This is a genomic window from Bacillus sp. 179-C3.3 HS, from assembly GCF_047229225.1.
In the GTDB taxonomy this organism is placed as follows: Bacteria; Bacillota; Bacilli; order Bacillales; family Bacillaceae; genus Bacillus.
Window position 1 is genome coordinate 1 of the sequence record NZ_JBFEFT010000023.1, and the last position, 20,012, is coordinate 20,012.

Consider the following 20,012-nt stretch of genomic DNA (forward strand, 5'->3'; position numbering starts at 1 on the left):
GTTGTGATGGGGTTTTATATAGGGAAGGCACGTTTTTCCGATAAAAAGGAGCAGCGGAAATGGCTTTTCTTTTCGTTATTACTTCCCGTGCTTTTTCACGGCTTGTATGATTTTATTCTTCTTGGTATGAAAAACTGGGGATATATCATGCTGCCATTTATGATCTTTTTATGGTGGTTTGGCTTACGAAAAAGCAAAAAAGCACGTGCAGTAAAAATGATCCAAATGTAAGGTAAGAAAACGTCCTATGAGGTAATAGGGCGTTTTTTGTCGTTTCCACCCAATTCTCTCCTGTGAGAATGTATAAAAATAGGGATCGGAAGAAACATATAGTCAAACACCAAACATACAGGAGGATCAAATATGGACAGAGCTCATTTCAAGAAACAAGTCGTCCTCATCTTCTCAATTGTTCTACTCGTCTCTTCACTTATGACAGCTCAAAAAAGTGAGGCATTTACCAATCAAGTGATTCAGCGAGGAGCGACGGGAGAAGATGTTGTGGAGCTACAAGCTAGGCTCCAGTATAACGGTTTTTATAACGGGAAAATTGATGGCGTGTACGGCTGGGGAACTTACTGGGCGGTTCGCAACTTTCAAAGTCAGTTCGGCATGAAGAAAGTGGACGGACTTGTAGGTGAAAAAACAAAAAAGAAATTGGTTCAAAAAACAAAATACTATAAAACCTTCGTACATGAACAATTGCAAAAAGGGAATGAGTTTACACATTATGGCGGAAAACCTCTTGACCAGCAAACAAAGGCACCGAAAAGAAGTGCACGAAAAAATACGGCTGGGAAAAATGAGCAGCCAAAAAGTGGATCAACTGGGAAGTCTAGCAGTCAATCCGGTAAACAACAAGCAAATCAATCTCCAAAACAAACAGCAACGAATATGCCAGGCGGTTTTTCTAGTAATGATATACAGCTACTGTCACAAGCGGTTTATAGTGAAGCAAGGGGTGAGCCTTATGAGGGGCAGGTGGCCATTGCGGCAGTTATTTTGAATCGTTTGAATCATCCAACATTCCCTAATACGATTGCCGGTGTCATTTTTGAACCATTGGCATTTACGGCAGTCGCGGACGGGCAATTTTATATGACGCCGAATGAAACAGCAAAAAAGGCGGTGTTTGATGCCATCAATGGTTGGGATCCATCTGAAAGTGCCGTCTATTACTTTAACCCTGATACAGCCACAAGTGAATGGATTTGGGGAAGACCACAAATTAAACGAATCGGAAAACATGTTTTCTGTGAATAAAAAGAGGTGTATATAAATGATCAGAGGAATATTGATTGGTATTTTAGGGATTGCTGTGATCTCAACAGGCTATTGGGGCTATAAAGAACATCAAGAAAAAGATGCAGTGCTCCTGCATGCTGAAAATAACTACCAAAGGGCGTTCCACGATTTAACGTATCAGGTCGATCAGCTGCACGATAAGCTAGGGGCAACCCTTGCGATGAACAGTCAAACGTCTATCTCACCAGTGCTTGCAGATGTTTGGAGAATGTCAACAGAAGCACATAACAATGTCAGTCAGCTTCCACTCACATTGATGCCTTTTAATAAAACAGAAGAATTCTTGGCGAATGTAGGGGATTTTAGTTACAAATCATCACTAAAATCCTTATCAGATGAACCGCTGAAAAAAGACACACATCAAACCATTTCGGCTCTTTATGAGCAAGCGGCAGATATTCAAAACGAGCTGAGACAAGTTCAGCACCTCGTATTAAATAAGAACTTAAAATGGATGGATGTTGAAATGGCACTGGCAGAAGGTGATCATAAAAGCGACAACACCATCATTGATGGCTTAAAAACCGTTGAGAGAAATGCAGATGCATTTGCAGATGTAGATTTAGGCCCAACCAATGTTTCATCTGAGTCAGAAGCACGTGGTTTCAATCACTTACAAGGTAAAAAGATTTCGAAAAAAGAAGCAATGACCATCGCACAGCAATTTGCACCTGACAACAATCAAGATTTTAAAGTGAGAAAAAGTGGAAGTAAAACAAATCGAGATGTTTACAGCTTATCGATGTCAGACCCAGATAATCGCGCAAATTTTTACTTGGACTTAACTGAAAAAGGAGGACACCCCGTTTACCTTCTTCAGAATCGAAATGTAAAAAAACAAAAGATCAGTTTAAATGATGCGTCTGAAAAAGCATTGAGTTTCTTAAAAAAGCATGGATTTCAAACAGAATCATTCCATCTAGATGAGAGTGCACAATTTGATAATATCGGTGTATTTACCTATGTGCCTCTTCAAAAAAATGTTCTGCTTTATCCAGACAGTATTCGAATGAAAGTCGCTTTAGATGATGGAGAGATTGTTGGTTTTTCAGCTAAAGATTATTTATTGAATCATAAAAAGCGTGAGATCAAGGCGCCTAACCTTTCACAAAAAGAAGCGGAAAAAACGCTGAATCAACATGTGAAAATTGAGGACAGTCATCTTGCTATCGTACAGAATGATATGTCAGAAGAGGTTCTCTGTTATGAGTTTCTTGGAACGATCAAAAATGACACATATCGCATGTTCATCAATGCGGATACAGGAAAAGAAGAAAGAATAGACAAGCTAAAAAATGCAGAACCTATATATAAAGACCTATAGAAATTAGAAGTGAGGAAAAGGCTAATAAGTCTTTTCCTTTTTTATTGGACATGGTTTAATAAAAAGGAGGATAAAACTTCATAAACGAAAAGAGTGATGAGGAATGTTACAAATAGGGGATGCAATCACAATTGAGTATGTCAATGAGAACAAAGAAGTGAAAACAGTGAAATCTAAAGTTCTGGAAAATAATGACGATAGTATTTGCATTCATTATCCAGCAGATAAAGAAACGGGACGTACGATTTACTTAAATCAACATACAGAGATTACTGTCTTCTTTTATGATGAAAATCAAGTTCCATACAAATGTGCAAGTGAAGTCATCGGTAAAAAGAAAGTAGACATCCCGATGATCATGATTTCAATTCCGCCAAAAGAAGAAATGATTCGCTTGCAGCGCAGGGAATACTTGCGTGTCGATGCATTGATTAACGTCCACATCAAACAAGATCAAGCGTCTTTTGAAACATTGATTGTCAATATCAGTGCTGGCGGAATAGCGATTGTTGTGCCAGAAGGGGTTTCATTCAAAGAATATGGTGATGTGATCGCTGAATTTCAGCTTCAGTTAAAAGAGCAATTACTTCATATTAAAGCGGTTGCAGAAGTAAATCGCGTATACAAAGATGAAGTATCAGGTAAAACTAGAGCCATCATGGAGTTTACTGAAATCACAAATGACCAACAGCAGCACATCATGAAGTACTGCTTCCAACAGCAACTTTTAACACGTGTCAAAAAAGTGTAAGAATAAAGGGTGTAAAAAGCTTCCATACTAGAGAGGGATAACTCTAGCATGGAGGCTTTTTACATGAGAACAATCGAGCGATGGTTAATCAAAGTCGTATTCATTCAGCTTGTTTTATTAATAGCTGTTCAACTCACACTCCATTTGACAAAAGGGGAATTGTTTTTGTCGAAAGTCGTACAATACGAGGGTGTGAATAACATGAAAATTGAAGATTGGATTGAGACATTTAAGCAGAAGGATTGATACAAAAATTCCCCGTTTTTGCGGTGAACATGTTACAATTCAAATGGGAGATTCAATCAAGGAGAGGTATTATGAAAAAGAAATTATCTATTGCAATTGATGGTCCTGCAGCTGCAGGAAAAAGCACTGTGGCAAAAATTGTTGCAGCAGAAAAATCATTTATTTATATTGATACAGGCGCTATGTATCGCGCTATCACACTTGCGGCACTTGAACATGATGTGAATTTAGAAGATGAACAGGCACTAGATGCTTTGCTTAAAAAGACGGTGATTGAACTTGTCTCGACTGACGAAGGTCAAAAAGTTCATGTAAACAATCAAGATGTCACTGAAGAAATTAGAACAGACCGCGTCAGTAACCAAGTATCTGTTGTAGCGAAACATCGAGCTGTTCGTGAAGAAATGGTTCGCAGACAGCAAGAGCTTGGCAAACGTGGCGGCGTTGTGATGGATGGCCGGGACATCGGTACTCACGTTCTTCCAGATGCAGAAGTGAAAATTTTCTTGCTTGCATCAGTCGAAGAAAGAGCAAAGCGCCGTTTTGAAGAAAATCAGAAAAAAGGTTATAAAGTTGATTACGATCAGTTGATCGAAGAAATTGCAAGACGTGACAAGCTAGATTCCGAGCGGGAGGTATCTCCGTTAAAGAAGGCGGATGATGCGCTTGAAATTGACACAACGTCCCTCACCATTCAAGAGGTAGCAGGTAAAATCCTAGATGTCGTCAGCCGCGTAGAAAAACAGTGAGAAATTTTAGAAAACTTTAATAAGTAAGAGGTTTATCTCTTGACAAACAAGGCCTTTTATTAGAAGTTTATACTAATACTATTTTTTTATTGATCATTCAAGCAATTAAGTTGATTTGAATGTTTCTATAATACATATTCGGCTGGTAATCATCATGCTTAAGACACATATTCATCCAGTCGTTTAATTTAAGCTGTGTAGGTTTGGACCAAGGAGGTTATCGAAATGACAGAGGAAATGAATCAAATCGATGTTCAGGTACCAGAGGTTGGAGATGTAGTGAAAGGGATCGTTTCAAAAGTTGAGGATAAACATGTTAATGTGGATATCGTTCATGTGAAACAACCTGGGATCATCCCAATCAGTGAATTATCAAGTCTTCACGTTGAAAAAGCATCAGATGTCGTAAAAGATGGCGACGAGTTAGAGCTTAAAGTAACAAAGGTCGAAGACGATGCTTTGATTTTATCGAAACGTGCTGTTGATGCAGACCGCGCTTGGGAAGACCTAGAGAAAAAGTTTGAAACAAAAGAAGTATTTGAAGCTGAAGTAAAAGACGTTGTCAAAGGTGGTCTTGTCGTTGACATTGGAGTGCGTGGATTTATCCCTGCATCTCTTGTGGAAGCGCACTATGTAGAAGATTTTACAGATTACAAAGGCAAATCGCTTTCACTTGTTGTGGTAGAACTTGACCGTGAAAAAAATCGTGTCATTCTTTCACATCGTGCAGTTGTAGAGCAAGAGCAATTGGACAAAAAGCAAGGCTTCCTGCAGAAGCTTGAAGTAGGAAGTGTCATCGATGGAAAAGTCCAGCGCTTGACTGATTTTGGTGCATTTGTTGACATTGGCGGCATTGATGGATTAGTTCACATTTCTCAACTATCCCATGCACATGTTGAAAAGCCATCTGACGTTGTAGAAGAAGGACAAGAAGTGAAGGTCAAAGTATTAGCAGTTGATCGCGATAACGAACGCATCTCGCTTTCTATTAAAGAAACATTACCAGGACCTTGGAGCCAAATTGGCGAAAAAGTAAAACAAGATGATGTTCTTGAAGGAACTGTACAGCGTCTTGTGAGCTTTGGTGCATTTGTTGAAATTCTACCAGGTGTAGAAGGACTTGTGCATATTTCACAAATTTCGCATAAACATATTGGTACCCCACAAGAGGTTCTTGAAGAAGGCCAGACTGTAAAAGTGAAGGTGCTTGATGTCAATGAAGAGGAAGAGCGCATTTCATTAAGCATTCGTGACCTAGAAGAAAATCCTGAAAAACAAATAGAAGAAAATTATCGTCAATATCAGGCGAAAGAAGAAAACACAAGTGGATTCCAGCTTGGCGACCTGATTGGTGATAAACTCAATAAACTAAAATAATTTGGTGATCAAAATTGACGCGAGCTGAAAGAAAGAAACAGCATATTGAACATGCTTTGTCGACTGGACAACAGGCAGCAACTGGATTAAAAGATGTATCCTTCGTTCACGTCGGTCTACCAGATCTTGCGACATCACAAATTGATACACATACGACAATTGGCGGACTGACTTTCGGTTCGCCAATTTTTATCAATGCAATGACTGGTGGGGGTGGAGAGTCAACATATGAGATCAATCGCTCTCTATCTATCGCAGCGAAGGAAACCAATATACCAGTGGCAGTTGGCTCCCAAATGGCTGCCATCAAAGACAAGGAAGAAAGACATACGTTTGAAATTGTTCGGAAAGTCAATCCAGATGGACTGGTTTTTGCGAACTTAGGTAGTGAAGCAACTGTTCAGCAAGCACATGAAGCGGTTGAAATGCTAGAGGCGAATTTGCTTCAGATTCACTTAAATGTGATTCAAGAGATCGTCATGCCAGAAGGCGACCGTGACTTTCGAGGAGCCATTGAGCGAATCGCAGCCATTACAGAGTCAATCGGCATCCCTGTTGTCGTCAAAGAAGTGGGATTTGGAATGAGTAAAGAGACAGCTAAGAAACTATTTGATGCTGGGGTTGCGGCTGTTGACATTGGCGGATTTGGTGGAACGAACTTTTCTAAAATCGAAAACCTAAGACGCCAGAAAGCGCTGCTTTATTTTGATAATTGGGGCATTCCGACTGCTGCAAGTATTGCTGAAGTACATACAGCCTTTCAAGATCAAACCCTTTTAGCCTCTGGAGGAATCCAAGATGCACTGGATGTCACGAAATCAATTGCACTTGGCGCATCCGCAGCTGGTTTGGCAGGCTTTTTCTTAAAATCGCTGACAAATGGCGGGGAGAGCGGTCTTATTTCCGATATCATCAGCCTTCAAGAAGATGTGAAGATGCTCATGACTGTCCTTGGGGCGAAGACGATTGAAGAGCTTAGAAACACGCCGCTCGTCATTACGGGTGACACGAGTCATTGGTTAAAAGAAAGAGGCGTGAATACGACATATTATAGTGTAAGGTAAGTGGCATGTGAGAGGATCACATGCCTTTTTTTATTGATTTCTTTTTCGAGCACTTTCTGGACTTTCTAACGTTGTTGCGCCTTTATGATGAACCGATTGGTCACGATCAGATTCCACTCTTCTTGATGCCTTTAGGCGTTTTTCCTGTCTATCTTTTCCCATCATACATCCCTCCTTTCCTCATAGGTTTCACCTCTTGCCATTTTTCATACGAAGCTGACAGTGATATACATGTTTAAAAACTGGAGATCTTCCCATAATGTAATTGAGGTGATAGGCGTTGGAAGCGATGTATTATTGGTCGATCTGGTTCATTTGGATTATTGTGACCTTTATTATGGAGAAAAGCATATGGCGTACCGTGCTGGCCATTTGTGTATTGTGTCATATGATCTTGAGTCACTGGATGATCAACATAATGGACATCGACATGAATGCAGGGTATTTGCTCACATGTTTATATGCATGTGTTGCATTTGTAATCTTTCACTCTTCATATCGAGTCATTAGAATCATGCAATTAGGTTCTATGATTAGTGCGTATGCCTTTTTTAAGATCTTTGCATTATATGACCCTGTTTGGTTCACGCTAATAAAGGTCGAATGGGTTGTATTTGGCTTGTTGGTTCTCATGTGTTTCACATATGGTCATCATCTAACTGAACGAATGACATTGTGGATGATGTCTATGTGTCTCGGAGAGTCCCTATATTCATTTGCCATACAACGCCTCACATCATCAGTTGTGATAGGGGATCTGGCGTTTCTCTCACTTGTCGTTCAAGGAATCATCTTCCTTTTAGGTGTAGATCAGCTAGCAACACTCATGACCACCCGTTCATCCAGAAAATTAGTCAAAGGGGCTGCAAAATCAACATGACGAACTACACGTTTCCTGTGATTATTGGTGTCATCTTTGGGATGGCAGCCAGATTGTATATGTTACGAACCGATTATCGTCAATATCCGACGTACATACATGGACAAGTGATTCACATTGCACTCGGTTTTATTGCGTCAGGACTTGGGGCAATCATTATGCCTGCGCTCATTCAAGAGGAATTCACAGCGATTACCTTCTTAACACTAGCAGCCACCCAATTTCGCGATGTACGTAATATGGAAAGAAACACGTTGACACAAATGGATTCGTACGAACTTGTCTCACGAGGCAGTACATATATCGAAGGGATTGCCATCGCTTTTGAAAGTCGAAATTATATTGCCATTCTCACTGCCCTCATTGTAACAAGCGCTTGTATTTTCTTTTCCTTGCTTGTTGGAACAGTGGTCGGAATCATTTGCGTTTTTGTGGCGAAAATATTGATGTCTGGGAGTCAAATGAAAGATATTGCCGATATTGAAAAAGCTGAACTGCGGTTTGATGGAGCAGGGCTTTACGTCAATGATATTTATATTATGAATATCGGGCTTCCTGAAAAGCAGAAACTCATATTAGAGCATGGAATGGGTTTTATTTTGAACCCAAAGAACTTCAATGCAGCCACAACGATTGCCAATCTTGGTCAAAGGCAAGCGGTGTTATTCGATTTATCCAATGTGCTAGGTGTGTATCGAGATTCTGGTGAACCATCACTTTCTCCCCTTGCAAAACGGGATCTCAATAAGGGCACACTCGGAGTGTTCATATTGCCTCAATTAAAACGTGAAGATTTAGCCATTCGTGTATTAGAAGAAGTACCAATCTTGGAAAATGCCATTAGAATGCCGACAGAATTCATTAAAAAGAAAGCGAGGTAAATGAAATGGGGAGTAAAATAGAACAATTTATTTTGGCAGTGGCTACAACGAATAAGCAACGCGTCATGGGGGGGACAGCGGTTTTTTTCTGTAAAAACAAAGAAGAACTGGATATGTATGCGATGAATTTAGAGGCCATTTTGGATGGGATTGCACACGCAATTGGAGAAGATCTTTACTTGATTGTCAAACATTTTTAAGTTATACATTGTGGTCTGATTAAAAATTGATATAATATATAAGTTGAACCCTTCATATTTGAAGGGTTTATTTCATAACAAACTGAATGAAAATTTTAAATCCCGGTTGAAACATGATGATGAACATATTGAATCGCGGCTGGATTGAAAGGAAGGGTACTATGGGTAAACCTGTCGTAGCCATTGTTGGAAGGCCCAACGTTGGAAAATCTACAATTTTTAATCGAATCGCAGGCGAAAGAATATCGATTGTAGAAGACACACCTGGTGTCACAAGAGATCGGATCTACAGCTCTGCTGAATGGTTAAATTATGATTTTAATTTAATAGATACAGGTGGAATAGATATTGGCGATGAGCCGTTTTTGGCCCAAATTCGCCATCAAGCAGAAATTGCAATGGATGAAGCAGATGTGATTATCTTTATGGTGAATGGTAGAGATGGCGTGACATCCGCTGATGAAGAAGTAGCGAAAATCTTATATCGCACAAAAAAACCAGTTGTTCTGGCTGTAAATAAACTGGACAACCCTGACATGCGAAATGAGGTGTATGACTTTTATGCACTTGGCTTTGGTGAGCCGCACCCGATTTCTGGTACACACGGGTTAGGTCTAGGTGATTTACTTGATTCGGTGGCAGAGCATTTTAAAAACTTGCCGGAAACGCAGTACGATGAAGACATTGTGCAGTTTTGTTTAATTGGCCGTCCGAATGTAGGGAAATCTTCTCTGGTCAATGCCATGCTCGGTGAAGAGCGCGTTATTGTGAGCAATATCGCTGGTACTACACGAGATGCTGTTGATACGATGTTTACGTACAATCAGCGTGACTTTGTCATTGTCGATACAGCAGGTATGCGGAAAAAAGGGAAAGTATATGAAACAACTGAGAAATACAGTGTACTTCGTGCGTTAAAAGCCATTGATCGATCTAATGTGGTCGCTGTTGTTCTTGACGGACAAGAGGGAATCATTGAGCAGGACAAACGAATTGCAGGCTACGCCCATGAAGCTGGAAAAGCTGTTGTGATCGTTGTAAACAAATGGGATGCAGTTGAAAAAGATGAGCGCACAATGAAAGAATTTGAACAGAACATTCGTGAGCACTTCCAGTTCCTTGATTATGCACCCGTCTTATTCATGTCTGCTCTGACGAAAAAGAGAATCCATACCTTAATGCCGTCCATTATTACAGCAAGTGAGAACCATGAGATGCGTGTTCAAACAAATGTTCTGAATGATATTATTATGGACGCTGTTGCAATGAATCCAACTCCAACACATAATGGACAACGCCTAAAAATTTATTATGCGACACAAGTGGCGATTAAGCCGCCGTCCTTTGTTGTGTTTGTCAACGATCCAGAATTGATGCACTTTTCTTATGAACGTTTCCTAGAGAACCGTATTCGTGATGCGTTTGGTTTTGAAGGAACACCAATCAAAATATTTGCGAGAGCGAGAAAATAAAAAGGGTGAGCAGGATGAAGAGAATTACTGTACTTGGAGCAGGAAGCTGGGGAACAGCTCTTGCACTTGTATTAGCTGATAATCATCATGACGTACACATGTGGGGCCATAGACAAGAATTGATTGATCAAATCAATGATCAACATGAAAATCATGATTACTTGCCAAATGTCGCATTGCCTAAGTCTATTAAAGCTACAACCGATATGAAGCAAGCATTAGAAGGCACAGACGTCATCATTGTGGCTGTGCCAACAAAAGCGATACGTGAAGTCTTAAAAGCAGCAAATGAGTTTATCACGGCTAAAGTACCGTTTGTTCATGTGAGCAAAGGAATAGAGCCAGATACACTTCTTCGAATTTCAGAAATGATTGAACAAGAAGTCCCAGCCTCCATCAGAGACGCTGTTGTCGTATTATCAGGTCCGAGCCATGCCGAAGAAGTAGGATTGCGTCATCCAACAACGGTGACCGTTTCTTCAGAAAATATTGAAGCAGCACAATTTGTTCAAGATTTATTTATGAACAACAACTTTAGGGTGTACACAAACCCTGATGTGATCGGTGTAGAAATTGGTGGAGCGCTTAAAAATATTATTGCGCTTGCAGCAGGGATTACAGATGGCCTCGGATATGGTGACAATGCGAAAGCCGCCCTCATTACGAGAGGATTGGCTGAAATCGCTCGTCTTGGGACGAAAATGGGCGGAAATCCACTGACATTTGCCGGTTTAACTGGTGTTGGGGATTTAATCGTGACATGTACAAGTGTCCATTCTCGTAACTGGCGTTGTGGGAATTTACTCGGAAAAGGCTATAAGCTTGAAGAAGTACTAGAGGAAATGGGAATGGTCGTTGAAGGCGTCCGTACGACAAAAGGCGCCTATCAGCTATCCAAAGAATACAATGTCAGCATGCCAATTACTGAAGCTTTGTTCCACGTTCTATTTGAAGGAAAAAAAGTCGATGATGCGGTTGAATCGTTAATGGCTCGTGTGAAAACACATGAGATGGAAGACCTTGTGAACATGTTTGAAAATCAAACAAAATAATTGATAGACTGAACATAGGCATGTAGAGGATGCAAGATGGGGGAGACTTGCATAACATAGCAATGAAGTTTGAATAGAGCTTTGCCTCTACAGAATGTGGAAGAATATAGTCGATGAATTGACTGAAGCGGAGTCCCCCTCTTTGCTTCAGTTTTTTTATCCCCTTTTTCCCGAATGATTGGAAAAATGATTGATATTTACCTTATTTTTGGTTTAGAATGAAATATAAACGCTTACAATTTGTTCGTTATTAAGGGAGGACAGGCAGGATGAGTTTTGCTTTAATCAAGATGTGGTTTGCGCTTGGTTCAATGGGGCTCATGTTTTTAGCCGTAGTAACCATTTATTTAAGCCGGTTTAAGCTGAAGAGTCGATTTCTTAAAATAACCGCCTCTACCATTGCATACAGTTTAATGCTTATATCAGGAATCATTGTGTTTTTCGTTGTATTTAGCGGACCGGTCAATGAATAAAGGAAAAGGAAGAGTGTGATGATCAAAGCAAAAGTCAGTGTCATGTTGTTAACACTCATTTTACTTACAGGATGTCTTTATCCAGAAAACCGTAAAGTAGAAAATAGAGTGCCGTATGAAGAGCAGCTGCAAAGTGTACAGGCTGCGATCGGCGATTTTCAAAAAGCAACAAATGGTCTCTTGCCCATTGAAACAAAAGAAGCTGACACCCCGATATATCAGAAGTATGTCATTGATTTTAAGCGCTTGTCACCAAGATATCTGCATGATGTACCGTCCACATCATTTGAAGGCGGAGGAGAATACATATATGTTCTTACAGATGTTGAAAATAACCCGACAGTGAAACTGATTGACGTGAAAATGACACAAACCATCAGTGAATTGAGGCTAAGGATCAAAATATATCAAGACGAACATACATACCCGCCATACGGCAAAGTAGTTTCGAAAGATTTATATACTTTAAATGAAAAAAAATTAGGATTAAAAACACCGCCAGTCGTGACGAGTCCAGTCACAGGCAACTCACTCCCATTACTGATTTCTTCAAATGGTGAAATTTATGTTGACTACCGCAGTGATTTCACGCATATTTTAGAAAAAATGAAACAAAAGCCGAAAACAGGCGAAAATATTCAAGATGTATATTGGCGGGAAACCCCATTTGTACCGGCCTATTCTGTCCCATACACAATCAATAAAAAAGGCGAGCCTGCCTTTCTACAAAAAAAGACGTCATAAACAAGAATGAACCTTTTTCCTTTGCATATAAATGAGGAGAAAGGTTTTTTTATGGCTTAACCATACTCTTAAATCAAAAAAGTGTCATATTCAAATAGGACAACGTCATACACATATATTGTCCTGACACCTTTTAAGCAAAGTTTGATTGAAGTATAGAGTATTTTAAATTGAAAATGAGGATAGCAAGTCCGGGAGGGGATCACTTGGAAAAAGTCGATATTTTCAAGGATATCGCTGAACGAACAGGAGGCGATATATATTTAGGAGTCGTTGGCGCTGTTCGTACGGGGAAATCTACGTTTATTAAAAAGTTTATGGAGCTCGTGGTGCTCCCGAATATCAATAATGAGGCGGATCGTGCGAGAGCACAAGATGAATTGCCGCAAAGTGCGGCAGGGAAAACAATTATGACCACAGAGCCAAAATTTGTGCCAAATCAAGCGGCATCCATTCATGTGAGTGATGGCCTTGATGTGAATATTAGACTCGTCGATTGTGTAGGGTATACTGTCCCTGGTGCACGAGGCTATGAAGATGAAAATGGCCCTAGAATGATCAATACGCCTTGGTATGAGGAGCCGATCCCGTTTCATGAAGCAGCGGAAATTGGTACACGCAAGGTCATTCAGGAGCATTCAACAATCGGCGTTGTGATCACAACAGACGGGTCGATTGGGGAAATTCCAAGACATGACTATGTTGAATCTGAAGAACGTGTCATTGATGAACTGAAAGAAGTGGGCAAACCATTTATCATGGTGATCAACTCTGTAAGACCGTATCATCCTGAAACAGAATCGCTGCGTCAGGAATTAAGTCAAAAATATGATATCCCTGTACTCGCCATGAGTGTAGAAAGCATGAGAGAGCAAGACGTACTCAGCGTTCTTCGTGAAGCATTATATGAATTCCCAGTGCTAGAGGTGAATGTAAACTTGCCTAGCTGGGTCATGGTGCTAAAAGAAGATCATTGGCTGAGAGAAAGCTATCAAGATTCTGTAAAGGAAACAGTGAAGGATATTAAGAGATTAAGAGATGTGGATCGGGTGGTTGGCCAATTCAGTGAATTTGATTTCATTGAGAGAGCGGGCTTAGCAGGGATTGAAATGGGGCAGGGAATTGCAGAGATTGACCTGTATGCGCCAGATGATTTATACGATCATATTTTAAAAGAAGTTGTTGGAGTGGAAATTAGGGGGAAAGATCATCTCCTCGAGCTCATGCAAGACTTCGCTCATGCGAAAACAGAATATGATCAAGTATCAGATGCATTAAAAATGGTCAAACAAACCGGCTATGGCATTGCCGCTCCAGCCCTTTCAGACATGAGCTTAGATGAGCCGGAAATCATTAGACAAGGCTCAAGGTTCGGGGTCAGATTAAAAGCGGTCGCACCATCCATTCATATGATCAAAGTCGATGTAGAGAGCGAATTTGCGCCGATTATCGGAACAGAAAAACAAAGTGAAGAGCTCGTTCGTTACTTAATGCAAGACTTTGAAGATGACCCGCTATCAATTTGGAATTCTGACATATTTGGCCGCTCCCTGAGCTCCTTAGTCAGAGAAGGCATACAAGCGAAGCTGTCTCTTATGCCTGAAAATGCAAGGTATAAACTGAAGGAAACACTTGAAAGAATCATCAACGAAGGATCAGGTGGCCTGATCGCGATCATTCTATAACATGTGAGACTCCTCATCGATAGGGGTCTTTTTTTGTGCTTCAGTCATAAATAGACAATTGAATAAAGATTAGTCAGATTCAGCTAAAATTAGGAATGTTCGTTCGTAAAAGTGCGCTTGATCCTTGACGAATAAGGCTTCTCCCCTTTAAAATGCTTGATATGGTATTTCATATGTGTTAATCTACTTACAGAAAATCTTCACTTTGTTGGACAATCATTCCTTCAAAAAGGATTTTCTACATGAAAGCCATGAATAACGCTTTTTATACGCTCTTTTTTCAAAGGAAGCGTATAGAAAGAAGTTGAATTGTGAAGTAATGATAACAATCTACTGATTGCATCTTTTTGGGAGGAGGTGAAAGGCATGAACAAGACAGAACTTATTAACGCGGTTGCTGAAGCAAGCGAGTTATCTAAAAAAGACGCGACAAAAGCAGTTGATTCTGTTTTTGATACAATTTTAGATGCACTTAAAAATGGTGACAAAATCCAACTAATTGGTTTTGGTAACTTTGAAGTACGTGAGCGTTCTGCTCGTAAAGGACGTAACCCACAAACTGGTGCAGAGATCGAAATCCCTGCAAGCAAAGTACCTGCTTTCAAACCAGGTAAAGCACTTAAAGACGCGGTGGCAGGTAAATAATCGTTATGTGTAATGATCCTGGTGCAGGAGTTATACATATACAGTTTCGCACTGGTCTAGAAAAGCCCCTTCGATAAGGGGCTTTTCCTTTTGATTCTAGAGGTGTCATTAGAACGCTCTTCTTTGCTTTTAGGATCTGAAGTGTGCTAGAATCTGAATGAAATGTAATCGCCTTTGGAGGATATAATACATGAGTGAAATAAATAAAGAATTAATCGAACATGCTGTACGTGATATATTAAAAGCAATTGGAGAAGACCCAGATCGTGAAGGACTTCTTGATACTCCGAAACGAGTAGCAAAAATGTATGAAGAAGTGTTCTCAGGCTTAAATGAAGATCCAAAAGAACATTTTAAAACCATTTTTGGTGAAGATCATGAGGAACTCGTTCTTGTCAAAGATATTGCATTCCATTCAATGTGTGAACATCACCTCGTCCCGTTCTATGGAAAAGCCCATATCGCTTACATTCCCCGTGGTGGAAAAGTGACGGGACTAAGTAAGCTTGCAAGAGCAGTAGAAGCAGTAGCCAAACGCCCGCAGTTACAGGAGCGTATCACATCAACGATTGCAGATAGTATGGTGGAAACACTTGATCCGCATGGCGTGATGATTGTCATTGAAGCAGAGCATATGTGCATGACGATGCGCGGTGTGAAAAAGCCTGGCGCTAAAACTGTGACATCAGCAGTACGCGGCACATTTGCAAATGATGCGGCGGCAAGAGCAGAAGTGCTTTCCTTGATTAAAAACGATTAATCAATAGATAGATGGAAGGTGAAAAGGTTGAGTGAAAATAAAGCATCTGATTTTGTGGTGATTAAAGCCATTGATAATGGCGTGAATGTAATCGGCTTAACAAGAGGCTCTGATACAAGATTTCACCATTCCGAAAAACTTGATAAAGGTGAAGTCATTATCGCACAATTTACTGAGCATACATCGGCTATCAAAGTAAGAGGCGATGCCGTCATTCAAACAAGCTTCGGTGAAATTCAAAGCGAGGCAAAGAAATAAAGCGTGACCATCACTTGATCAGATCAAAATGAGAATGGTTATGATATAATAAATCTCTATACAATGTGCAGGGCTACATATGAAACTGTAATTTTTGGGACAAGGGTGATATCTTTGCAAGACATCTACGGAATTTTATCGAATATCAATATAAAACTGAACAAAAAGCTTTCTCATCCTTACTTAGCCAAGCATTTACGGGCACCACTCATTGATGAGGATAAGCTCTTTCTTTTTCATGCAATGTTTGATGAAGCTCAGATTGATGCAGAAAAAAAAGAAAATTATATTTTAACGGCGATGCTTGTGCAAATTGCCCTTGATACCCATGATGAAGTCACAACGGCTGCAGCGATTAAACAAGACGAGTTCAAAAATCGTCAGCTCACCATCCTAGCAGGAGACTATTTCAGTGGTCTCTATTATTCTCTTCTCTCAGACATGAAAGATATATACATGATCCGGACTCTTGCGACGGCGATCAAAGAGATCAATGAACATAAAATTAGACTGTATGATCAGTCCATTCAAGATGCGTCGAGCTTTTATAAGAGTGTGGCGACAGTAGAATCTGCGCTATTCCAAAGGGTCTCTGAACACTTTAAGCTGCCGCACTGGAACGAGATCGCTAGTCGTTTCCTTGTTTATAAGCGTTTTATGAGGCAAACAGAAGGTGACAAACATTTAAAACTTTTTTTGAACGATCGCTTTATGGATGCCTACCAGTGTTTTGATAACTTTCAAGATGAAGGCTATGTGCAAGCTGAACAGCCGATCAAGGCGTACCTTGGTTCATCACCGTTCGTTCAAAAAGAGCTATTAAATCGCTTGGATCATATTAAAAATGAGCCTGCGTACCATCAGAAAGTGGAAGAAGGGTAAGTCATGCAGCAATCAAAAGAACAGCGAGTACACGGTGTATTTGAAAAAATATATAAAAACTATGATCAAATGAACTCTGTCATTAGTTTTAAACAACATAAAAAGTGGCGCGACAAAACAATGAAGCTTATGAATGTTCCAAAAGGAGCAAAAGCGTTAGATGTTTGTTGCGGAACTGCCGATTGGACGATTGCACTTGCAGACGCTGCAGGAGAAAATGGCGAGATCAAAGGGCTGGATTTTAGTGAAAATATGCTAAGTGTTGGGGAAACGAAAGTGAAAGCAGGGGGCTACAGTCAAATTGAATTGCTTCACGGCAATGCGATGGAACTGCCTTTTGCGGATGATTCATTCGATTATGTCACCATCGGCTTTGGCCTTCGAAATGTCCCTGATTACTTAACAGTATTAAAAGAAATGACTAGAGTGGTGAAGCCTGGCGGAATGGTTGTATGCCTTGAAACATCACAGCCTGAAATGATTGGATTTAAGCAAGGGTATTATATCTATTTTAAATACATTATGCCGCTTTTTGGAAAGCTGTTTGCTAAAAGCTATCAAGAGTATTCTTGGCTTCAAGAGTCTGCCAAAACCTTCCCTGGCATGAAAGAGTTAGCTTCGCTTTTCGAAGAAGCAGGCTTGTCTGATGTCTCGTATCATCCATTTACAGGTGGTGTCGCAGCAACACATATCGGAAAGAAGCTTTGAATAAACGATATTCGGGTGAAAATAATGAAACTAAAAGCAATGATTTCTTTTTTAAATCATGATATTGATATAATTGAAAAAGAGCTTGAACAGACTGTTCGCTCTGATTATGCTTTATTAAGTGAAGCAGGTCTTCATTTGCTACAAGCGGGCGGAAAACGAATCCGCCCCGTTTTTGTTCTCCTTTCAGGTATGTTTGGCGACTACGATATTAATAAAATCAAGTATGTCGCTGTTGCCTTGGAATTAATTCATATGGCATCACTCGTCCACGACGATGTGATTGACGATGCTGAACTAAGAAGAGGAAAACCAACCATTAAGGCAAAATGGGACAACAGAATTGCCATGTATACAGGTGACTACTTATTCGCACGCTCACTTGAGTATATGACGAAAATCAATCACCCAATGGCACATGAAATCTTATCGAAAATGGTTGTTGAACTCTGTCTTGGTGAAATTGAGCAAGTAAAAGACAAATACAATATGGACCAAAATCTCCGTACATATTTAAGAAGAATTAAGCGAAAAACAGCCCTGCTGATTGCAGGAAGCTGTCAACTAGGTGCTATTGCAGCAGGCACTGATGAAAAAACACATAAAGCCCTCTATTGGTTTGGGTATTATGTCGGTATGTCCTATCAGATCATAGATGATGTCCTTGACTTCACCTCAACAGAGGAAGAACTAGGCAAGCCTGTAGGCGGCGATCTATTACAAGGAAATGTCACACTACCAGTGCTATTTGCATTGAAAAACCCGACATTAGAAGGTCAATTAAAATTGATTAATAGTGAGACAACGCAAAAGCAACTAAAGCCTGTGATCGATAGCCTAAAACAAACAGATGCCATCGATCGCTCCATTCGCGTGAGTGAGATGTATTTGCAAAAAGCATTCGAACAGCTAGACGAGCTTCCGCGTGGACGGGCTAAAACAGCACTTGCCTCCATTGCCAAATATATTGGGAAACGAAAATTCTAATCAACTTCGTGTTGATTGGTTTTTTTTGTGAAATATTTTGTCAAAAATTGATTCTTTTTTAAAAAGATGATACGATCACTTTGTAAGAATGTAAGCCTATACATACATAACGACGGGGTGGGAAACGGATATGGACAAAACATTTCTGATGGTGAAACCTGATGGTGTTGAAAGGCAATTAATCGGTGAAATTGTAACAAGATTCGAAAAAAAGGGGCTTAAGCTTGTTGGTGCAAAACTAATGAGTATTCCGAAAGAAGTAGCCGAAACACATTACGGAGAGCATAAAGAAAAACCATTTTTCGGGGAATTGGTTTCTTTTATTACATCAGGACCGGTTTTTGCAATGGTATGGCAAGGGGAACAAGTAGTAGACGTGACAAGACAGATCATTGGCAAAACCAATCCGAAGGAAGCATTGCCAGGTACAATCAGAGGAGACTATGGATTAACCGTTGGAAAGAACATCATTCATGGATCTGACTCACCAGAGAGTGCCGAAAGAGAAATCAACTTATTCTTCAAGCAAGAAGAGCTCACACACTGGGATCAAACCATTTCTAGCTGGATTTATTAATTCATCAAGCCAAGGTGTTCATCAAGAGAACACCCTGGCTTTTTTTATATTACGTCTTTTTCTATTATGAATTTCACAAGAGATGATACAAATTTATGATAAAAACAGCTATACTAGGACAAAGAAGATCAGACAGGAGAGGACACAGATGGATCAATATCAAGTATTTGTAGAAAAATGGAAAAAACTAACCGGAGTAGATTTAAATCTATACAAAGAAGCACAAATGAAAAGAAGGTTATCGTCTCTTTACGATAAAAAAGGATACAAGGATTTTGAAGCATTTGCAGTGGCTTTAGAAAAAGACAGAGAACTACTTGAAGAAACGATGGACCGTATGACCATTAATGTGTCAGAATTTTACCGAAACTATCAACGGTGGGAAGTGCTTGAGCAAAAAATCCTTCCACTTCTATTAAAAAACGGTGGGAACTTAAAAATATGGAGTGCCGCATGTTCTACAGGAGAAGAGCCCTATACCCTTTCTATGTTGTTGTCGAGCCACCCACTTGTAAAGGACTTTCAAATTATTGCGACAGATATCGATGACAAAGTCTTGCAATCGGCTCAAGAGGGGAAATACCATGCACGCTCCTTACAAGAAGTGCCTGAACATATAAAACAGAAATATTTCACAAAAGAAGATACCTCATATTACAAAGTCAATCATGAGGTGCGAAAACATATTCAATTTAAAAAGCATAACCTTTTAGCAGACCCATATGAGAAACAGCTAGATCTCATTGTTTGCCGAAATGTACTGATCTATTTCACAGAAGAGGCGAAAGAAGAGATTTACTTAAAAATGAGCAACAGCTTAAAAACAAATGGGGTATTATTTGTTGGGTCTACAGAACAGATTTTCCACCCAGAAAAGTACGGGATGACCTCTGCTGATACTTTCTTTTATCAAAAAAAGTAATCTAGCTGACTTTTTGCTAGAGAATATGTTATTATAGTTTTACTTAAAAGCGTTAATGCGATGAAGGGAG

At 39.9% G+C, this 20,012-nt stretch carries 25 protein-coding genes; 24 read left to right on the forward strand and 1 reads right to left on the reverse strand.

What is annotated here, in order from left to right; translation table 11 throughout:
• The 8 genes from AB1K80_RS13565 to fni all read left to right on the forward strand — a co-directional run.
• Nucleotides 1-231: PrsW family glutamic-type intramembrane protease (locus AB1K80_RS13565; protein ID WP_412857221.1), on the forward strand; the 231-nt coding region annotated here is incomplete at its 5' end.
• A 201-nt stretch (nt 232-432) separates the two neighbouring features.
• Entirely contained in the window at nt 433-1,263 is an 831-nt protein-coding gene (sleB, locus tag AB1K80_RS13570) for a spore cortex-lytic enzyme (RefSeq protein ID WP_412857300.1), read from the forward strand.
• Between the two features lie 16 nt (nt 1,264-1,279).
• Nucleotides 1,280-2,629 carry a germination protein YpeB gene (gene ypeB, locus AB1K80_RS13575; protein WP_412857223.1) on the forward strand — a complete coding sequence of 450 codons (1,350 nt, stop codon included), beginning with the start codon at nt 1,280-1,282 and terminating at the stop codon, nt 2,627-2,629.
• 103 nt (nt 2,630-2,732) lie between these two features.
• Nucleotides 2,733-3,380, forward strand: coding sequence for a flagellar brake protein (locus AB1K80_RS13580; protein WP_412857224.1), 648 nt, complete (start codon nt 2,733-2,735; stop codon nt 3,378-3,380).
• A gap of 63 nt (nt 3,381-3,443) precedes the next feature.
• Complete coding sequence (locus AB1K80_RS13585) at nt 3,444-3,626, forward strand: YpfB family protein (protein ID WP_412857225.1); 183 nt, start codon at nt 3,444-3,446, stop codon at nt 3,624-3,626.
• Between the two features lie 71 nt (nt 3,627-3,697).
• Entirely contained in the window at nt 3,698-4,375 is a 678-nt protein-coding gene (gene cmk / locus AB1K80_RS13590) for a (d)CMP kinase (protein WP_412857226.1), read from the forward strand.
• Between the two features lie 225 nt (nt 4,376-4,600).
• A complete protein-coding gene (gene rpsA / locus AB1K80_RS13595) occupies nt 4,601-5,752 on the forward strand; it encodes a 30S ribosomal protein S1 (RefSeq protein WP_412857227.1) in 1,152 nt (383 codons plus the stop codon).
• A gap of 14 nt (nt 5,753-5,766) precedes the next feature.
• A complete protein-coding gene (gene fni / locus AB1K80_RS13600; protein WP_412857229.1) occupies nt 5,767-6,816 on the forward strand; it encodes a type 2 isopentenyl-diphosphate Delta-isomerase in 1,050 nt (349 codons plus the stop codon).
• Nucleotides 6,817-6,846: 30 nt separating this feature from the next.
• Here the strand turns inward: fni and AB1K80_RS13605 are convergent, their stop codons facing one another.
• The gene (locus AB1K80_RS13605) at nt 6,847-6,978 is read right to left on the reverse strand and encodes a YpzI family protein (protein WP_412857230.1); all 132 of its coding nucleotides are present in this window, start codon (nt 6,976-6,978) and stop codon (nt 6,847-6,849) included.
• Between the two features lie 127 nt (nt 6,979-7,105).
• Between AB1K80_RS13605 and AB1K80_RS13610 the strand changes: the two genes are divergently transcribed.
• From AB1K80_RS13610 to AB1K80_RS13685, 16 genes are all read left to right on the forward strand, one after another.
• Nucleotides 7,106-7,696 (forward strand): hypothetical protein, encoded by a 591-nt coding sequence (locus tag AB1K80_RS13610; protein ID WP_412857301.1) that lies wholly within the window; start codon nt 7,106-7,108, stop codon nt 7,694-7,696.
• Nucleotides 7,693-8,577 carry a YIEGIA family protein gene (locus tag AB1K80_RS13615; protein ID WP_412857231.1) on the forward strand — a complete coding sequence of 295 codons (885 nt, stop codon included), beginning with the start codon at nt 7,693-7,695 and terminating at the stop codon, nt 8,575-8,577. Before AB1K80_RS13610 ends, AB1K80_RS13615 begins: the two co-directional genes overlap by 4 nt.
• 5 nt (nt 8,578-8,582) lie before the next feature.
• Nucleotides 8,583-8,777, forward strand: a complete 195-nt coding sequence (locus AB1K80_RS13620; protein ID WP_412857232.1) for a capping complex subunit for YIEGIA — start codon at nt 8,583-8,585, stop codon at nt 8,775-8,777.
• A gap of 161 nt (nt 8,778-8,938) precedes the next feature.
• Nucleotides 8,939-10,249, forward strand: a complete 1,311-nt coding sequence (gene der, locus AB1K80_RS13625) for a ribosome biogenesis GTPase Der (protein ID WP_412857233.1) — start codon at nt 8,939-8,941, stop codon at nt 10,247-10,249.
• Between the two features lie 14 nt (nt 10,250-10,263).
• Nucleotides 10,264-11,301 (forward strand): NAD(P)H-dependent glycerol-3-phosphate dehydrogenase, encoded by a 1,038-nt coding sequence (locus AB1K80_RS13630; RefSeq protein WP_412857235.1) that lies wholly within the window; start codon nt 10,264-10,266, stop codon nt 11,299-11,301.
• 269 nt (nt 11,302-11,570) lie between these two features.
• On the forward strand, nt 11,571-11,774 hold the full coding sequence (locus AB1K80_RS13635) for a DUF2768 domain-containing protein (RefSeq protein ID WP_412857236.1): 204 nt from the start codon (nt 11,571-11,573) through the stop codon (nt 11,772-11,774).
• 18 nt (nt 11,775-11,792) lie between these two features.
• Nucleotides 11,793-12,518, forward strand: coding sequence for a hypothetical protein (locus AB1K80_RS13640; protein WP_412857237.1), 726 nt, complete (start codon nt 11,793-11,795; stop codon nt 12,516-12,518).
• 206 nt (nt 12,519-12,724) lie between these two features.
• Nucleotides 12,725-14,203, forward strand: a complete 1,479-nt coding sequence (spoIVA, locus tag AB1K80_RS13645; RefSeq protein ID WP_412857238.1) for a stage IV sporulation protein A — start codon at nt 12,725-12,727, stop codon at nt 14,201-14,203.
• A 366-nt stretch (nt 14,204-14,569) separates the two neighbouring features.
• Entirely contained in the window at nt 14,570-14,848 is a 279-nt protein-coding gene (gene hbs, locus AB1K80_RS13650) for a non-specific DNA-binding protein Hbs (RefSeq protein ID WP_003215863.1), read from the forward strand.
• A 190-nt stretch (nt 14,849-15,038) separates the two neighbouring features.
• Nucleotides 15,039-15,608 carry a GTP cyclohydrolase I FolE gene (folE, locus tag AB1K80_RS13655; protein WP_412857240.1) on the forward strand — a complete coding sequence of 190 codons (570 nt, stop codon included), beginning with the start codon at nt 15,039-15,041 and terminating at the stop codon, nt 15,606-15,608.
• Nucleotides 15,609-15,635: 27 nt separating this feature from the next.
• On the forward strand, nt 15,636-15,866 hold the full coding sequence (mtrB, locus tag AB1K80_RS13660) for a trp RNA-binding attenuation protein MtrB (RefSeq protein WP_008344541.1): 231 nt from the start codon (nt 15,636-15,638) through the stop codon (nt 15,864-15,866).
• A 114-nt stretch (nt 15,867-15,980) separates the two neighbouring features.
• Nucleotides 15,981-16,748: a heptaprenyl diphosphate synthase component 1 gene (locus AB1K80_RS13665; RefSeq protein WP_412857241.1), complete on the forward strand. Its 768-nt coding sequence runs from the start codon at nt 15,981-15,983 to the stop codon at nt 16,746-16,748.
• A 3-nt stretch (nt 16,749-16,751) separates the two neighbouring features.
• On the forward strand, nt 16,752-17,456 hold the full coding sequence (locus tag AB1K80_RS13670) for a demethylmenaquinone methyltransferase (RefSeq protein ID WP_412857242.1): 705 nt from the start codon (nt 16,752-16,754) through the stop codon (nt 17,454-17,456).
• Nucleotides 17,457-17,480: 24 nt separating this feature from the next.
• Nucleotides 17,481-18,443, forward strand: coding sequence for a heptaprenyl diphosphate synthase component II (gene hepT / locus AB1K80_RS13675; RefSeq protein WP_412857243.1), 963 nt, complete (start codon nt 17,481-17,483; stop codon nt 18,441-18,443).
• A gap of 130 nt (nt 18,444-18,573) precedes the next feature.
• A complete protein-coding gene (ndk, locus tag AB1K80_RS13680; protein ID WP_412857244.1) occupies nt 18,574-19,020 on the forward strand; it encodes a nucleoside-diphosphate kinase in 447 nt (148 codons plus the stop codon).
• Nucleotides 19,021-19,168: 148 nt separating this feature from the next.
• Nucleotides 19,169-19,942 (forward strand): CheR family methyltransferase, encoded by a 774-nt coding sequence (locus tag AB1K80_RS13685; RefSeq protein WP_412857246.1) that lies wholly within the window; start codon nt 19,169-19,171, stop codon nt 19,940-19,942.
• Nucleotides 19,943-20,012 lie beyond the last annotated feature (70 nt).

Bases quoted from the DNA above. Each gene is read 5' to 3' on its own strand.
- AB1K80_RS13635 (WP_412857236.1), top strand. From the start codon at position 11,571: ATGAGTTTTGCTTTAATCAAGATGTGGTTTGCGCTTGGTTCAATGGGG.
- rpsA (WP_412857227.1), top strand. From the start codon at position 4,601: ATGACAGAGGAAATGAATCAAATCGATGTTCAGGTACCAGAGGTTGGA.
- AB1K80_RS13670 (WP_412857242.1), top strand. From the start codon at position 16,752: ATGCAGCAATCAAAAGAACAGCGAGTACACGGTGTATTTGAAAAAATA.
- hepT (WP_412857243.1), top strand. From the start codon at position 17,481: ATGAAACTAAAAGCAATGATTTCTTTTTTAAATCATGATATTGATATA.
- AB1K80_RS13685 (WP_412857246.1), top strand. From the start codon at position 19,169: ATGGATCAATATCAAGTATTTGTAGAAAAATGGAAAAAACTAACCGGA.
- AB1K80_RS13640 (WP_412857237.1), top strand. From the start codon at position 11,793: ATGATCAAAGCAAAAGTCAGTGTCATGTTGTTAACACTCATTTTACTT.
- AB1K80_RS13620 (WP_412857232.1), top strand. From the start codon at position 8,583: ATGGGGAGTAAAATAGAACAATTTATTTTGGCAGTGGCTACAACGAAT.
- sleB (WP_412857300.1), top strand. From the start codon at position 433: ATGACAGCTCAAAAAAGTGAGGCATTTACCAATCAAGTGATTCAGCGA.
- AB1K80_RS13605 (WP_412857230.1), bottom strand. From the start codon at position 6,978: ATGGGAAAAGATAGACAGGAAAAACGCCTAAAGGCATCAAGAAGAGTG.
- AB1K80_RS13615 (WP_412857231.1), top strand. From the start codon at position 7,693: ATGACGAACTACACGTTTCCTGTGATTATTGGTGTCATCTTTGGGATG.
- AB1K80_RS13630 (WP_412857235.1), top strand. From the start codon at position 10,264: ATGAAGAGAATTACTGTACTTGGAGCAGGAAGCTGGGGAACAGCTCTT.
- ypeB (WP_412857223.1), top strand. From the start codon at position 1,280: ATGATCAGAGGAATATTGATTGGTATTTTAGGGATTGCTGTGATCTCA.
- ndk (WP_412857244.1), top strand. From the start codon at position 18,574: ATGGACAAAACATTTCTGATGGTGAAACCTGATGGTGTTGAAAGGCAA.
- cmk (WP_412857226.1), top strand. From the start codon at position 3,698: ATGAAAAAGAAATTATCTATTGCAATTGATGGTCCTGCAGCTGCAGGA.
- AB1K80_RS13580 (WP_412857224.1), top strand. From the start codon at position 2,733: ATGTTACAAATAGGGGATGCAATCACAATTGAGTATGTCAATGAGAAC.
- AB1K80_RS13585 (WP_412857225.1), top strand. From the start codon at position 3,444: ATGAGAACAATCGAGCGATGGTTAATCAAAGTCGTATTCATTCAGCTT.
- folE (WP_412857240.1), top strand. From the start codon at position 15,039: ATGAGTGAAATAAATAAAGAATTAATCGAACATGCTGTACGTGATATA.
- hbs (WP_003215863.1), top strand. From the start codon at position 14,570: ATGAACAAGACAGAACTTATTAACGCGGTTGCTGAAGCAAGCGAGTTA.
- AB1K80_RS13610 (WP_412857301.1), top strand. From the start codon at position 7,106: ATGTATTATTGGTCGATCTGGTTCATTTGGATTATTGTGACCTTTATT.
- der (WP_412857233.1), top strand. From the start codon at position 8,939: ATGGGTAAACCTGTCGTAGCCATTGTTGGAAGGCCCAACGTTGGAAAA.